The organism is Paraburkholderia caffeinilytica, assembly GCF_003368325.1.
GTDB classification, from domain to species: Bacteria; Pseudomonadota; Gammaproteobacteria; order Burkholderiales; family Burkholderiaceae; genus Paraburkholderia; species Paraburkholderia caffeinilytica.
In genome coordinates this window covers 2,041,803-2,057,407 of sequence record NZ_CP031466.1, presented here as the reverse complement: position 1 = coordinate 2,057,407, position 15,605 = coordinate 2,041,803, and the positions used below count along the sequence as shown (strand labels likewise).

The 15,605-nt window shown below is 63.4% G+C and carries 12 protein-coding genes; 7 read left to right on the top strand and 5 right to left on the bottom strand.

Annotated elements, in window-relative coordinates; translation table 11 throughout:
- Positions 1-101: 101 nt before the first annotated feature.
- Together DSC91_RS09145 and DSC91_RS09140 are read right to left on the bottom strand one after the other, a co-directional pair.
- Entirely contained in the window at positions 102-392 is a 291-nt protein-coding gene (locus DSC91_RS09145; RefSeq protein WP_244218011.1) for a hypothetical protein, read from the bottom strand.
- A 528-nt stretch (positions 393-920) separates the two neighbouring features.
- On the bottom strand, positions 921-1,259 hold the full coding sequence (locus DSC91_RS09140) for a hypothetical protein (protein ID WP_115777824.1): 339 nt from the start codon (positions 1,257-1,259) through the stop codon (positions 921-923).
- Positions 1,260-1,686: 427 nt separating this feature from the next.
- Between DSC91_RS09140 and DSC91_RS09130 the strand changes: the two genes are divergently transcribed.
- The 6 genes from DSC91_RS09130 to DSC91_RS09105 are packed head-to-tail and all read left to right on the top strand — an operon-like array spanning position 1,687 to position 10,076.
- Positions 1,687-1,980: an EF-hand domain-containing protein gene (locus DSC91_RS09130; protein WP_115777822.1), complete on the top strand. Its 294-nt coding sequence runs from the start codon at positions 1,687-1,689 to the stop codon at positions 1,978-1,980.
- A 50-nt stretch (positions 1,981-2,030) separates the two neighbouring features.
- The gene (locus DSC91_RS09125; protein ID WP_115777821.1) at positions 2,031-3,599 is read left to right on the top strand and encodes an efflux transporter outer membrane subunit; all 1,569 of its coding nucleotides are present in this window, start codon (positions 2,031-2,033) and stop codon (positions 3,597-3,599) included.
- Complete coding sequence (locus DSC91_RS09120) at positions 3,589-4,809, top strand: efflux RND transporter periplasmic adaptor subunit (protein ID WP_229758168.1); 1,221 nt, start codon at positions 3,589-3,591, stop codon at positions 4,807-4,809. The genes DSC91_RS09125 and DSC91_RS09120 overlap by 11 nt, the downstream gene beginning before the upstream one ends.
- Positions 4,806-7,937, top strand: a complete 3,132-nt coding sequence (locus DSC91_RS09115) for an efflux RND transporter permease subunit (RefSeq protein WP_115777819.1) — start codon at positions 4,806-4,808, stop codon at positions 7,935-7,937. The genes DSC91_RS09120 and DSC91_RS09115 overlap by 4 nt, the downstream gene beginning before the upstream one ends.
- 16 nt (positions 7,938-7,953) lie before the next feature.
- The gene (locus DSC91_RS09110; protein WP_115777818.1) at positions 7,954-8,667 is read left to right on the top strand and encodes a response regulator; all 714 of its coding nucleotides are present in this window, start codon (positions 7,954-7,956) and stop codon (positions 8,665-8,667) included.
- Positions 8,664-10,076 carry an ATP-binding protein gene (locus tag DSC91_RS09105; protein WP_115777817.1) on the top strand — a complete coding sequence of 471 codons (1,413 nt, stop codon included), beginning with the start codon at positions 8,664-8,666 and terminating at the stop codon, positions 10,074-10,076. The genes DSC91_RS09110 and DSC91_RS09105 overlap by 4 nt, the downstream gene beginning before the upstream one ends.
- Here the strand turns inward: DSC91_RS09105 and DSC91_RS09100 are convergent.
- Positions 10,003-10,269 carry a hypothetical protein gene (locus DSC91_RS09100; protein WP_115777816.1) on the bottom strand — a complete coding sequence of 89 codons (267 nt, stop codon included), beginning with the start codon at positions 10,267-10,269 and terminating at the stop codon, positions 10,003-10,005. The genes DSC91_RS09105 and DSC91_RS09100 overlap by 74 nt on opposite strands.
- Before the next feature lie 23 nt (positions 10,270-10,292).
- On the opposite strand from DSC91_RS09100, the gene DSC91_RS09095 reads away from it, so the two are divergent.
- Entirely contained in the window at positions 10,293-10,499 is a 207-nt protein-coding gene (locus tag DSC91_RS09095) for a hypothetical protein (protein ID WP_115777815.1), read from the top strand.
- A gap of 106 nt (positions 10,500-10,605) precedes the next feature.
- Here the strand turns inward: DSC91_RS09095 and DSC91_RS09090 are convergent, their stop codons facing one another.
- Positions 10,606-11,529, bottom strand: coding sequence for a DUF72 domain-containing protein (locus DSC91_RS09090; RefSeq protein WP_115777814.1), 924 nt, complete (start codon positions 11,527-11,529; stop codon positions 10,606-10,608).
- A 36-nt stretch (positions 11,530-11,565) separates the two neighbouring features.
- Positions 11,566-14,250, bottom strand: coding sequence for a response regulator (locus DSC91_RS09085; protein ID WP_115777813.1), 2,685 nt, complete (start codon positions 14,248-14,250; stop codon positions 11,566-11,568).
- Positions 14,251-15,605 lie beyond the last annotated feature (1,355 nt).

Sequence of the window (15,605 nt, the reverse complement as noted above, 5' to 3'; positions counted from 1 at the left end):
TGGACGCCGGCGCGTGCTATTCGCACCCATGCGGCGATTGCCGCCGATCTCCGGTGCAATGACGGTCAGGCGCGTCGGCGCGCTGCCCGTCATTGCCTGCGTCATCGTCGGGTGCCCGTCGGACGCAGGGTCGGCCCGGCCGCCAGCCTTCGCGCGGCCTGCTCGAGTGAGCGCAGCGCGACTTCCAGCCGCGCAAGGCGTGCACGCTGTATCGGCATCAGCAATGTTTTGGGAAACCGGCTCAGCCGTTCGCGCCAATACGACAGCGGAATGCGATCGTTGGCGGAAATCAGCCTGAACACGTGTTCGAGATGGGTAATCTCTTTGTCGATATCCTGGTAGCTCATCGAAGGTTCCTGAAGAAGAGATGGATGGGCGATGAAGTGGTGCAAGCGAATGCCGTCAATTGAACAGATACGTCTAACTAATGGATACGCCTGACGGTGGTGATCAAACCAGCAAGCGCCGTGCCTCCCGTCCGCGGTGTTGGGCTAACAACACGCTTTCAGGTGCCGCATATTTGTCTGATATATCGACGCGGCACAGTCAGGGAGGGTCTCTGGAGAAGACGAGTTTTCCGCCTGTTTTAATCCGTGGAATACGTCGCGGAACGAAAAAAAAAGCGAGCCCGTCTCGCGTCTCTGCCAGTAAGAATCGTGCCGAAGAACAGAAAGCGACTGATCGCCTGGGATTCGGTACGCCGACGTACCGGTTCAAGGCGCGACCCAGCGCGCCGCGCAGGCAAGCAAAGTGCTTTCGCGCGCCGCGCCGGTCATTCGTCAGGACAACGGGAATTCACCAGGCATTCTTGCGGACAGCATGTCCTATGCTGATTCAACAGCTATTTTTGTAATCAATACGTCGGATACGGACACGCTGACAGCGCGGGGATGGTTTGCCGGGACTCGCATTCGGCACATTTAACGCGGCGCCACGATCACAGGTTGCGCGTAGGTGACGGCAGGGGCGGGCACGATCGCATAGCTGGTCGGCGCGGGCACCACGACCGTCGTGTACAGGGTGAGGGGTTTCGGCGGCAGCGGTACGGGCGTGCCGACCGCTACGGCAACGGGAACCGGTGCTGGCGGGGGCGCCACCACGTAGACCGGCTTGATCGGCGCGTAGTAATAGACAGGGCGCGGCGGCGGCGCGTAGACCACGGCGGCCGGCATGTAAACGACTACCCGGGCGAACGCCGTCGACGAGCAGGCGAGACCGAGGGCGGTGAAGGTAGAGGCGCAGACGAGACGAATACTCACTTGATACTCCCGAGACGTTGAGCGGCGCGGCGCGTCTTCCGGTGAAGAAGCCGCGCGACTGGTTCGGATTGCTTGAGAGCGCTTCCGAACCGTTGAGGCGCTTGCGGCACATGTGGCACACGTCGCACATGTGGCGTCGGCAGACGAAAGATACGCAAACCGACCTGGAAACGGCAGCGCGAACTTATTTCATTTCATGTCGCGCGACAGTGGGCAATGACATAGGCGCGCAGGCGTACTGAGCGCCTGGTGTGTTGCGGCGGCAGCGTCCATCTTCGCCATGCCGACGCTACGAAAAGCCATGACATAGGGCGACATGATTCTCAAATTGCCTTCCGGTGCCGCTTACTCAAGAATCCGGTCTGTCATCGAACGGATCGCGGCGGTTGGCAGGCGACGCACGATGGCTCAATCGAAGGAGTCAGTCATGAAAAAGTTTTTCGCCGTTGTGTTGCTGTGCTGCGCATCCACCGTCACGTTTGCCCAAACGGCCGCACCGCAGGGTGGCAATCCTCAGCGCATGGAACGCATGGCGCAACAGCTGCAAACGCGCTTCGCGAATGCCAACACCACGCACGACGGCAAGCTGACCCGGGAACAGGCCGCCGCGGGCATGCCGATGGTCGCCAAACATTTCGATGAAATCGACACGCAGAAAGCGGGCTACATCACGTTGCCGCAGATCGCGGCATTCATGCAGGAACGCGCGGCAGCGCACTGAGCCGCGCGGGCATCGGCGGGATCGTAGGATATTTGACGCCTCAATGCGCGATGAAACCTGTCCCGTCCTGCCGTCTGTCTATCGCCTGCGCGCTGATCGTATCGATGAGCATGGCGCTGCCAGGATGCGTGACAGTCGGCCCCGACTTCAAACAGCCGGACGCGACGCTTGAAAACCAGTGGCTCGAGAGCCTGGCCGGCGAGGCGCCGACCGCGCCCGGTGCTCAGGCGGCCTGGTGGACCGCATTCAACGATCCGGTGCTAAGCGCGCTGGAACAGCGTGCGTACGAGCGCAACCTGTCGCTGCAAGTGGCGGGTTTGCACATCTTCAAGGCGCGCGCGCAACTCGCGATCAGCGCGGAGAATCTGCTGCCGCAATCGGGCAGCGTGTCTGTTGGCGCGGACCATATCAACACGAGCGGCGTCGGTCCGTTTCCGCCGACGCATCTGTGGGCCGAGCATCTGCGTGTGAACGCCGGCTGGGAAATTGACTTCTGGGGCAAGTACCGCCGGCAGATCGAATCGGATCGCGCGCAACTGCGCGTGTCGGAAGCCGCTTATGACAACGCGCTCGTCTCGCTGTTCGCCGATGTCGCCAATGCCTACATCGATCTGCGTGCGCTGGAGCAGCGTATCGTGGTGGCGCAGCAAAACCTGAAGTCCGTGCAGCAGAGTCTCACGCTGACCCAGGTGCGTTACAAACGCGGCGCGGCGAGCCAGCTCGATGTCGAACAGGCGGCTACGCTGGTGGCCGAGACCGAGGCGCAGATTCCACCGCTCATCAAGGCGCGCGCGCAAGACCGCGACACGCTTGCCGTGCTGCTCGCCGATCCCCCCGACGCCGTCGATGCGCAGCTCAAAGGCGGCACGGCGATTCCGGTGCCGCCAACGCAGATCGATGTGGGCATTCCCGCCGATCTGCTGCGCCGCCGTCCCGACGTACGCCAGGCCGCGCTCAACGCGGCGGCGCAATCGGCGCTGATCGGCGCGGCCAAGGCGAAGCTGTATCCGTCGCTATCGTTGACGGGACTGTTCGGGCTTTCGTCGGGCGAACAGCATGGCATCGGACTGTCGCAGTGGGGCAGCAAGACGATCGGGCTCTTCTCCGCGGGTGTCACGCTGCCAATCTTCGATCGCGGTCAATTGAAAAACGCCGTGCGGATTCAGGACGCCGCTTTCCAGGAGGCCGTTCTCGACTATCAGAACACGGTGCTGCAAGCGCAGAAAGAAGTGGAGGATGCCATCGCCGCACTGCGGACCTCGCTCGATGCGCTGGCGGCGGCGTCGCGTGCGTCCGATGCGTCGCAACGCGCGTTGCGGCTCGCCAATGCCCAGTACCGCGCGGGATCGGTCACGTTCGACACGGTGCTCGACGCATCGCGTTCGATGTTGCGCGACGGCGATTCGCTCGCGCAGAACCAGGGGATCGCCGCGCTCGCGGCGGTGTCGTTGTATCGCGCGTTGGGCGGTGGCTGGGAGGTGGCGCAGGGGCAGCAGGTCGTGAGCGAACAGATTGCCGAACAGATGGCGCAGCGCACGGACTGGGGCCGCTTGCTGAACCCGCCTGCGAATTCCGCGCTGGCGCGCACCAGTGGAGACCGGCTCGAGAATGGGAAATAAGAACATGATGGAAACGAGCGCGAGCGGGGCACGCCACAGCGTGGCGAACAGGCGTGACGCAAGCCGGAGTGAGGCCAACCCGAGCGAGCCGACCCGGCGCCTTGGGGCGAGGCTTTGCATCGTGCTGGCCGTGGCAATGGCGCTGCCCGCATGCCGCGACGGCGGCGCGTCGGCAGTGCAATCGGCACAATCGGCGCAATCGGCGCAATCGGCACCCCTGCCGCAAGTGAGCGTGACGCGGCCGACGCCGCGCGAGGTGCGCGAGCAGCTCGATCTGAGCGGCACCGTCGCGCCCTCGGCGACGGTCACGCTAACCGCGCGCGTGCAGGGCGTGTTGAAGGAAATCGGCTTTACCGACGGTGCCTATGTCAAGCAAGGGCAGTTGCTGTTTCGCATCGAGCCGGATACGTATCGCGCGCAACTGACCTACGATCAGGCCGCGCTCGACAACGCCGACCAGGAATTGGTCCGGCAAAAGCAACTCACGTCCGACAACGCCACCTCCGAATCGACGCTGCAAAAAGCCCAGACCACACGCGACCAGGCGCTCGCCAAACGCGACATGTCGCGCATCAATCTTGGCTACACGGAAATACGCGCACCGTTTGCGGGCCGCATCGGCGCGCGTGCATTCGACGTCGGCAATCTGGTGGGCGCTTCTGACTCCACGAAGCTCGCCACGTTGGACCGTATCCAGCCGGTGTACGTGAATTTCACGCTCAACGAACGCGACGCGAACCGCATCGGGCTTTTCACGCAGCCGCCGCGCACGGTGCGCGTCAACGTGCTCGGCGCGGCCGCGGGCCAGGGGCAGCGGCAGGGTGAGGACGCCGCGCTCGAATTCGTCGACACGCGCGTCGATCCGAATAGCGGGGCGGTCAAGCTGCGCGCCGATATTGCCAATCGGGACGCGCATCTGATTCCAGGCATGTCGGTCGAAGTGCATATTCCCGCCGGTGCGCCGCAGAACGTGCTGCTGGTGCCGGACACCGCGCTGTTGCGCGATCAGGCGGGCGCATCGGTACTGATCGTGAACAGCGCGGGCGTGATCGAAAAACGCGCGGTGGCCACGGCTGGCCTGTACGGTTCGCAGCGGGCGGTCACCTCAGGTCTCACGGCGAGCGACCAGGTTGTGACCGGCGGCGCGCTGGCCGTCGCGCCCGGCGCGAAGGTGCAGGTGGTCGCCGCCGCGGCGCAGGGCCAGTCATGATCCGCTTCTTCGTCGAGCGCCCGGTCCTGGCCAATGTGATCGCGTTGATCGTAATGCTGCTCGGCGCCGTTGCGCTGATCAACTTGCCGATCGCGCAATATCCGCCGATCACGCCGCCGACCGTGCAGGTTGTCGCGCGTTTTCCGGGTGCGAGCGCCGCGACCGTGATCGACCGCGTGGCGCTGCCGATCGAAACGCAGGTCAACGGCGTGGAAAACGCGCTCTACATGCAGTCGACCAGCACCAATGACGGCACCTACACGCTCACGGTCACCTTCGCCGTCGGCACGGACGTCGATAAAGCGCAGGTGCTGGTGCAAAACCGCGTGTCGGCCGCCACCGCGCAATTGCCGCAAGCGGTGCAGCAACAGGGCGTGACCGTGCGCAAGCGGTCCACGGCGATCTTGCAGTTGTACACGCTGCAATCGCCTGATCCGAAATACGACTCGCTGTTTCTGAGCAATTACGCGGTGATCTATCTGCGCGACACGCTGGCGCGTTTGCCGGGTGTCGGCGACGTCACCGTGTTCGGCACCGGCCAGTACAGCATGCGCGTGTGGCTCGATCCGCAGAAGCTGAGCGAGCGCAATCTGACCGCCGCCGATGTGATGCAGGCGATTCAGAGCCAAAGCAAGGACGTGAGCGCCGGTCAGCTCGGTTCGGAGCCCAACGCCGGCGGCCAGGCGTTCCAGCTCACGGTCACGATGCAGGGCGCGCTGTCCGATCCGCACGAGTTCGACGACATCATCGTCAAAGCCGATCCGGACGACGGCGGCCGCTTCGTGCGCATTCGCGATGTCGGCCACACCGAACTGGGTTCATCGAGTTATGGTCAATTCTTCAATCTCGACGGCAAGCCTGCAGCGGGCATCGCGATCTATCAACTTCCCGAAGCCAACGCGCTGGAAGTCGGCAATGCCGTGAAGGCGACCATGGCGCGCCTGGCCAAAGACATGCCGAAGGGCGTCAGCTATCAATTGCCGTTCGATACGACGATCTTCGTGCGGCAGTCCGTGATCGACGTGTACAAGACGCTGTTCGAGGCCGCGCTGCTGGTGCTCGCGGTGATCCTGCTGTTCCTGCAGAACTGGCGCGCGATGCTCGTGCCCGCCACGACGATTCCAGTGACGATCATCGGTACGTTCGGTGCGATCTACATGCTCGGCTTCTCGATCAACCTGCTGACGCTGTTCGCCATCGTGCTGGCAATCGGCATCGTGGTGGACGACGCGATCGTGGTGGTGGAAGGGATTACGCAACATATCGAGCAGGGCAAGACGCCGAAGCAGGCCGCCATCGACGCGATGCACGAGTTGCTCGGGCCGATCGTCGGCATCACGCTGGTGCTGATCTCGGTGTTCCTGCCGTCGGCGTTTCTCGGCGGCGTCACCGGCCAGATGTACCGGCAGTTTGCGTTGGTCGTCGTTGCAACGACCATCATCAGCGCGATCAACGCGGTGACGCTCAAGCCCGTGCAAAGCGTGCGCTGGCTGCGGCATGCGCGGCCCGGCAAGCCGAACATCGTGTATCGCGTGTTCGACAAGGGGTACGCCCGCGTCGAAAAGGGCTATGTGCGCATCGTTTCCTGGTTTGTGCAGCGCTGCGGGCTGGCGCTCGTCATTGCGCTGGTGCTCGGGGCAGGGTCCGCGTTTCTGCTGACGCGTGTGCCGACCAGCTTCATTCCGCTAGAGGATCAGGGCTATATCCTGATCGCGGCGCAACTGGCGGATGCCGCTTCGCTCGGACGCACGCGCGAGGCGAGCACGCAGATAGAGAAGCGCATCGGGGCGATTCCCGGCGTGAGCCACGTGGTATCGATTGGTGGCATCTCGCCGCTCGACAACAACGCATCGCTGCCGAATTCCGCGCTGATCTACGTCACGCTCGACGACTGGAGCAAGCGCGGCAAGGGCGAGGATCTGCGCTCGTTGTATTTGCGCATGAATAGCGAACTCGCGAAACTGCCCGACGTGCGCTCCGTGGTGATCGTGCCGCCGCCGATTCAAGGTCTCGGCAATAGCGGCGGCGTGCAGATGCAGGTGATGCTCACGGACGGCTCGCAAAACTATCGGCGCTTGCAGGACGCCACCGACGCGCTGATCGCCGGCGTCTCGAAGCGGCCCGAGCTGCAGCGCGTGTTCAGTCCGTTTCGCGCATCGGTGCCGACCGTCGAACTCACGCTCGATCGCGCCAGGGCCGAATCGCTGCAGGTGCCGGTGGGTAATGTGTTCGACCTGCTGCAGGATTACGTCGGCTCGAGCTATGTGAACCAGTTCACCACGTTCAACCATACGTTCCCGGTGTTCGTGCAAGCCGACGGCGCGTTTCGCCGCGAAACCGCCGACATTCGCCGTTTGCAGATTCGCAGCAACAGCGGCCATATGGTGGAGCTGGGCACGTTCATCGATGCGCATACGAGCATAGGTCCCGCGGTGGCGACGCTGTATAACCTCGCGCCGGCCGCGGCCATCAACGGCAATCCGGCGAACGGCTACAGCACGGGCCAGGCGATCGCGGCGTTCGAGCAGGAAGCCGCACGTGTGCTGCCCCCGGGTATCGGTTACGAATGGACCGCGATGTCGTATCAGGAGAAACTGGTCGGCAATTCGGCCTATTGGGTGTTTGCCGTGGGCGTGTTGCTGGTGTTCTGCGTGCTGGCCGCCCAATACGAAAGCTGGTTGCTGCCGGTGGCGGTGGTGCTGGCCGTGCCGATGGCCTTGCTCGGCACAGCCGGTACGCTTGCCGCACTCGGCGCCGCCAACAATCTGTACACGCAGATTGGCCTCGTGCTGCTGATTGCGCTGTCGGCGAAGAACGCGATTCTGATCGTCGAGTTCGCGCGGCATCTTCGGGCACAAGGCGTGAGCATCGCCGAGGCCGCGGTCGAAGCCGCGCGCCTGCGGTTCCGGCCGATCATGATGACCTCGTTCGCGTTCATTCTCGGCGTGGTGCCGCTGGTGATCGCCACCGGCGCGAGTGCCAGCGCACGTCGTTCGCTGGGGATTGCGGTATTCTCGGGGATGCTCGCATCAACATGCATCGCCGTGTTGTTCATTCCGTCGTTCTACGTGCTGTTGCAGCGCCTGGCCGAACGGCACGCGGCGCGGCACGCGCGGTCGGACGCCTGAGCCGAGGAGCATGCATATGGATCGCCCCGCCAAAATCATCGTGCTCGACGACGAAGTCGAACTGCGCAACATGCTGCAGCGTTTTCTGCGCGGACACGACTTCGACGTGCGGGTCGCGGAGGACAGCAAGCGGCTCGACCGTTACCTGGAGCGCGAGCCGTTCGATCTGCTGGTGCTCGATCTGATGATCGGCGAAGAGGACGGCCTCGCCATCTGCGCCCGGTTGCGCGCGCAAGGGCAGACGCTGCCGATCCTGATGCTGACCGCGAAGGGCGATCCGCTCGACAGGGTGCTAGGTCTCGAAACCGGCGCCGACGACTACCTCGCCAAACCGTTCCTGCCGCGTGAACTCGTGGCGCGGATCAATGCGCTGCTGCGCCGCCAGAAGATCGCCTCGGGCGATGTCACCGTGACTTCGCAGAGCGTGCGCTTCGGCGATTTCAGCCTCGACGTCGGCAAGCAGCAATTGTCGCGTGCCGGCGAATTGCTGGAGATTCACTCGGCGCAGATGCTGCTGCTGGTCGCGCTGGCCTCGTCGCCGAACCGGCCGGTGAGCCGTGACAATCTGCTGGCGCGCGCCCGCGGGCGCGATCACGATGCGCTCGATCGCAGCATCGACGTGCAGGTGCTGCGGCTCAGGCAGATTATCGAGGACGATCCGTCGAAGCCGCGTTTCATCAAGACCGTGTGGGGCGTCGGCTACATGCTGGTCGCGGACGTCGGCTCATGACGCGCGCGTGGTTACGCAGAGCGCTGCCCAAAACACTATTGGCGCGCAATATCGCGTTGCTGATCGCGCTGGTGATGCTGAGCCAGGTATGCTCGCTCGGCGTGTTGCTGCACTATGTGCAGCGGCCTCGCGTCGAACGGGCCGCCGCCGTATTCGCCACTTATGTGACGACGCTCGATAGCCTGCTTCAGGCCACGCCGCTGGCTGCGCGCACCGAGTTGACAGCACGCCTCGACGCCCGCGCGCAACTTCCCGCCGAAGCCACCGTTGAGCCGCCGCTCAGTTTGATGGGCGCCTATCGCACGTTTCAGCGCAACGTGTTTCTCGACAGCTTGCGCGCGCATCTACCCGTCGACATGCCCGCGCTCTGGCAGTCCGAGGGCGGTCAACGGCTGTGGATTCGCATGCATGCGCCGGCCGATGCGCCGCGCGCGCCGTACTGGATCGCGCTGCCGATTCCCGAAGACGCGAAAGGCGCCGGACTCGACGCCGCGATTCTGTTGTCGCTCGGGTTGGGCGCACTGGCGGCGCTGACCGGCTACGTGATCCAGCGTCACCTCAACCAGCCGCTCCAGCAATTGACGCGGGCGGCGCGCCGCGTGAGTGCCGGCGAAACGCCCGCGCCGCTGCCGACCGACGGTCCTGGCGAGATCGCCGCGGTAAGCAGCGCATTCAATCAGATGACGCATGCGTTGCAGCAAGCCGAGGCGACGCGCGCACTGATGCTGGCGGGCATTTCGCACGACATCCGCACGCCGCTCACCAAGCTGCGGCTCTCGATGGCCATGGCGATGCCCGACGGCAGCGACAGCAGCTTCGTGGTTGCCGCCGAGTCATACCTGGACCAGATCGAGACGATCTTGCAGCAGTTCATGGACTACGCGGGCAGCGGCGAGCGTGAAGCGGCGGAGCCCGGCGATCTCAATGCGTTGATCGAACGGCTCGCCGGCGATTTCGCGGGGTTGGGCCATGAATTTGCGCTGTCGCTCGCGAGCTTGCCCACGGTGGCGTTTCGTCCGATCAGCATGATGCGGCTTTTGATGAACCTGATGCAGAACGCAATTGTCTACGGCGGTGGGACGGGACTCGCGGTGCGAAGCTGGGCCACGGGCGAAGCCGTGCATGTCGCCGTCGGCGATCGCGGCAAGGGGCTGTCGGCGGAGGAGTTGGAGCAGCTGAAAGCGCCGTTCCAGCGCGGCCGCAACGCTCGCGCGCACAGCGGCGGTACGGGCCTCGGGCTTGCGATTGTCGAACGGATCGCGCGGCTGCACGGCGGCAGCCTGCAGTTTCATGCGCGCGAGGGCGGTGGGCTCGAGGTGTGGGTGGTGTTGCCGCTCACCCCCGGTCCAGCCATGCATCCAGTCCCACCCGGAAAGCCACGCCCGCAATCACCGGCACGGTCAGCATGAGAATGATGCCGAAGTTGGGAATCTCGTCGCCGTAAGTGATCGGACCGTAGAGCACCACGGTCGCAACGATTGCGAAAACGATGACGCCGACCGTAACCATCAGAAGATTGCGCGCCACGATGGGCAGATCCTTGCGCTTTGCCTTGCCCGGCGTGGTGCTGGCAGTAGGGAGTTCGTCGTGTTGGGCGGGCATGATGGTTCTCGTGGCTGGAAGAAGTGCCGCGCAAAACGCGGCTGGAAATTCAATTACAAAACGTGACGATGAAATCGAACGCCTTCCGGCGCGCGATTGGCATCATACCAGGGGTCGTTCGCGCCGCACATATCGGGCCGCGCCGGCCGGTCATGCCGCTGCAACAATCGCAACATCAGGGCGGCAATCGCGCTGAACCGGCAGTCGTATCGATGCACGAACATCCTTAACATCAATATAAGCCGCATTTTCGGCAGCGGCATAAAAAGCGCGATGTCGACGGTCAGAATATGCGTGCCGGCTGGCGTCCCATGCGGTCAACCGCAATCGCCGGGACTAGGGAAGTGGGGCGAGATCGCTGCCCAGAATGCGCATCAGCGAACGCGCATTGCGCTGTCCCTGGTCCTCGAAGCAGTTATTGAAGATGACGTGGGTCCGGCCGGCTCGCGTCGCGATGGCGCGGATCGAGGGGGCCAGTCCGGTCAGCTCGTCGTCGCTGTAGTCGTAGTCGAAGCGATCGGCGGCGCTCGCCGCGCCCGTCGCGCTCCATGTCTGCGTATTGCGGCCGTGCAGACGCACCATCGCGAGCTGAGGATGGGTCGCTTCCCAAACGGTGTGCACGCGGCTCGTCACGTCCGGCGGTGCATCGACGATCACGTGGACAAGGCCGCGCTCGCGCAGAAAATCGAGCGTCCATGGTGCGTGCTGATCGTCGAACCAGGACTGATTGCGAAACTCGGCGGCCATCATGTATCCCGCCATGCGCGCCCGGCAATCTTCCACGAGTGCGAGACCGTCCGGGGCACGGGTGATCCACGGCGCGAACTGGAACAGCACTGCGCCAAGGCGGCCGCTCGCGCGCAACGGTTCCAGCGCTTCCCGATAGCGCCGCCACAGTTCGTCGAGGACCTCGGCGGGTATGTCACGGTAGTAGAGGTTTTTCTTGCGCGGACCCGTGATGCCTTCCGGCAATGCCATTGCAATGTCTTTGGGCAGCACGTCGGGCGAAGTCTGATGTCCGGTAAAAAGCCGAAACGCCTTGAAGTTGAACGTGAAGCCTTCCGGCGTGCGTTCGCTCCACAACTGCGCGTTGCTCGCCGACGGCATCGCGTAGTAGGCCGAATCGACTTCGAGCAACGGAAACTGCGATGCGTAAAAGCGCAGCCGCGCTTCGGCGCTGTTGCTGCCGCGCGGATAAAAGCGCTTGCACGCGATCAGCGTCTTGTCGGTCCAGCCCGCGGTGCCGCAGCGGATGTCCATCGGCGGAGTCGTGTTGGTTGCCGGGCGCAGGCGAGCCTAGGAAGCCGCCTCCGTGTGATCGAGCCACTCGGCGAGTTCGCGTCGCAGCTGCGAGATGTCGAGCGGTTTGCCGAGCAGCCGCGCGCCCGGGATGGCGTCGCCGATCTCGGCGCTCTTGCCATAGCCCGACACCAGCAACACGCGGATGTCCGGCTGCCGACTCAGCAGCGCGCGCGCCAGATTGTCGCCGGACATGCCGGGCAACGTCAGGTCCGTGAACAGGACGTCGAAACGTTGCATGGACACGAGCCGCAGCGCTTCTTCGGCGCTCGCGACCGCGGTGCAGGCCAGACCCAGCGCGCCGAGCAGGTCGCTGAGCGCATCGCGCGAATCGCTGTCGTCTTCGACCAGCAGCACGCGAGCCGGCGTGCCGGGTTGGTGCGACAGTGGGCTTTCCGGGCAATCCGTCAGCGAATCCGTTGGGGCGTTTGCGGGCGAATTTTCAGCGGAAAGGGCCGACTCGGGCTGGCTTGCGTGCGGATCGGACGCTTCGGCTGCACTGGCCGGATCGCAGACCGTGCGCGGCACGCAAGGGGAAATCGCCCCGTCGCTCGCTCTGGCGATGCCGGCGCCGCGCAGCACGCTGCGCACCTTGCGCGCAAGATCGTCGCGCCGGTAAGGCTTGGACAGCAGCGTGATGCCGGCGTCGAGCTTGCCGTGATGGACGATCTCATCGCGCGTGTAGCCCGAGGTGAAGAGCGTCGGCAGCGCAGGCGAGCGTGCCGCCGCGCGCTGCGCCAGTTCCACGCTTTTCACCTGGCCGGGCATCACGACATCCGTAAACAACAGATCGATTGACACGTCGCTGTCGATGAACTCGAGCGCAGCGTCGCCACTCGATGCCGTCAGCACTTTGTAGCCGAGTTGCGCGAGCATTTCGACCGCGGTCAGACGCACGTCCGCATCGTCTTCGACCACCAGAATCGTTTCGCCACCGCCCACCGGCGCCGAGATCTGATCGACCGCCTCGACTGTTTCCGGCTCGCTGCAGCGCGGGAAAAACAGCGAGACCGTGGTGCCTCGTCCCACTTCGCTGTCGATGACCGTATGGCCGCCGCTCTGCTTGACGAAGCCGAACACCATGCTTAGGCCCAGACCGGTGCCATGGCCGTCCGCTTTGGTCGTGAAGAACGGTTCGAACACCCGCTCCAGGATTTCGGGCTTCATGCCGGTACCCGTGTCGGTTACCGAGAACACCACGTACTCGCCAGGCGAGAGTTCCGGCTTGCTGCGGCAAAACGCAGAGTCCAGCACGCGGTTGGTCGCGCGAACGGTGAGCGTGCCGTCGGTTTGCATCGCGTCGCGTGCATTGATCGCAAGATTGAGCAGCGCATTTTCGAGTTGATTGCGATCGACCTGCACATGCCACAGATCGTCGCTTAATACTGTGTCGATCTTGACGGTTTCGCCGAGTGCACGATGCAGCATCTCGCTCATGCCGGCGAGCAGGCGGCGCGGGTTCAGCACGGTAGGCGAGAGCGGCTGGCGGCGCGCGAAGGCGAGCAGATGCGCGGCGAGTTTTGCGCCACGTTTGACGGCATCCGTCGCGGCGGACAAGCGCCGCAGCGTAGTCGGACTTTCACCGGCATCGGCGGCGAGCATCTGAAGATTGCCGTTGATGACTTGCAGCACATTGTTGAAGTCATGCGCGACGCCGCCTGTGAGGCTGCCGATCGCTTCCATTTTCTGTGCCTGGCGCAGTTGCTCTTCGGCGAGCGCCCGTGCCGCGACTTCATCGGCGACGCGTTGCTCGAGCGTTTCGGTCAGCTGGCGTAGCGATTGTTCGGCGATCTTGCGTTCGTGGATATCGATCAGCACGCCGGGAAAACGGGTCGGCTCGCCCTGTTCGTCGAACTCGCACTGGCCGTTCGCCTGCACCCACATATAGTCGCCATCGGGGCGTCGAATCCGGTACTCGGCGCGAAACGGCTCACCCGTGCGCATTGCCTCGATGGTCAGACGGTCGTTGAGCGCCTGGTCGTCGGGGTGGATCACCTGGGTCGCGGCATTGCGTTCGACCCCTTTCGCGGCCTCTTCGAGTGGAAACGAAAAGGTGCGCGCGAAACGCTCGTCGCCGGTAACCGTGCCCGTGCGCACATCGAGCACCCAGGTACCGAGCACCGCACCGGTGTTGAGCGCGAGTTGCAGCCGTTCATTGGTCTCGCGCAGTTCCGCCTGGGCACGTTGCCGCCAGCGCTCGGTCAGTACGCGTGCAGTGGTTTCGACGACCATCGCGACGACGCCCGCGGGCGCGCCGGTGTCGTCGGCAACCGGGCTGTAGTAGAGATCCATCCAGACGTCTTCGGGCTTGCCGTCGCGCAGCAGCACCAGTTCCTTGTCGCGATACGACAGGGTGCCGCCGGCGAGACATGTCTTCATCACATGACGGTTGAAATCGGCGACTTCCGGCCAGCCGCGTTCGACTGTACAGCCGAGCAGATACGGATGCCGTCCACCCGCGAATTTCGAGTAGGCGTCGTTGTAGATCATGTAGCCTGGTTTGCCCCACAGAAGCACGAGAGGCACGGGCGAGGCGAGCAGCATTTGAACGGTGGCGGTCAGACTGCGCTGCCAGTTTTCTATGGCGCCGAGGTCGGTAGCCGCCCAGTCGAATTCGCTGATGCGTCGCGCCATTTCCCCGTTCCAGCCGGGGCAGCCATGGTCTTGTGCCGGAAATGGCATTGCTGCGCTCCACAGAGGTCACGTCGATGAATGTGTCCCCACTCTGCCGGCGCGCATGACGCGCTTGGAGGTTTAGCAGGAGGCGGGATGATCTTCTGCCGTGCCCGCGGGCGCGAAGCGGCCACGCGGCAGCAATAATTGTAGGCCACAACGGTTGGGTGAAGACCTGGCTGTGTGTGCTATGCGGGTTTAGCCGAACGATGGGCGCGAAGGGGCTGGAAACTTTTACCTGGCTTATTCAGGTGGAGTGTTGAATAGCGGAAAGAAGATCTCTTGATGGTGGGTTTTGAGCGGGGTTCTATTGTTTCGGTGCGGCGGGTGAGGTGTCCTGTTGATCAGATTTGGTTTGGGTGCATGGTTGGTGCTTTTTGTCTGTTTTTTTGTTTTGTGTTTTTATGGGGGCTATTTTTTTGTTTGCCTGGGGGCGCTTATTGTCTGTGTTTTTATGGTGGTGGGGTTTTCTTGATCTGTTTGGCTACGGGGTGCTTGTTTGTCTGTGCGCTTCTTGTCTGTGTGCCCGCGGTGTTGGGCTTTCCTTGAATTGTCAGTGGTCTATTAGCGTTCGCCCCTGTGCGGGGCAGGCACCTACTTTTCTTTGCCGGCTGCAAAGAAAAGTAGGCAAAAGAAAGCAGCTCACACCGCTCATGCTAAGTGGGCGCCGTAGTTTGCACAGGGTAGTGGTGCATCTGGAATCCGTGTTCGCGCCTCTGCATGCGCTTGTGACAAGGGGCTCATCAGCTCCCACTCCGCACTGCGTGCGTCGCGGATGGGGCTGCCAGGGAAACCTGCGGCTTCGTTTGGGTGTGGTTGGGAGCCATCGGCTTCGCCTCGGCGATGCGCCTCCCACTCGCCGGGAATCCCCACTTCAATAATATGTCGGTGTACTGCAAATCCCGATCGGGATCCCGCTCCCGATTCCAGGCACAGGCACAGGCACAGGCATAGTTGCAGTTGCCATTCAAATCGCAATCACAATTGCGGTGGCGGTGGGGATTGTGATGGCGGTGCAATGACGAGCCACTGCACGATGGCGAAACGCGAGCATCAAAACGCAGCGGGTGGTTTTTAGAAGTGCTCTTCGGCGCGCGCAGCGCCGCCGGAAGAATGACGCCCTTGTCACTAGCCTATGCAGGTGTACGAACACAGATTCCAGATGCACCACTACCCGTTGTGAGCTGCGGGACCCGCTTAGCATGAGTGGCTTGAGCCGCTTTCTTTTGCCTACTTTTCTTTGCGGCCAGCAAAGAAAAGTAGGTGCCCGCCCCGCACAGGGGCGACGCTAATAAACCACTAGCAATTCAAGGAAAGTCCCAAAAGCCAGATCAAGGAAAAGCCAAAAAGCCAGATCAAGGAAA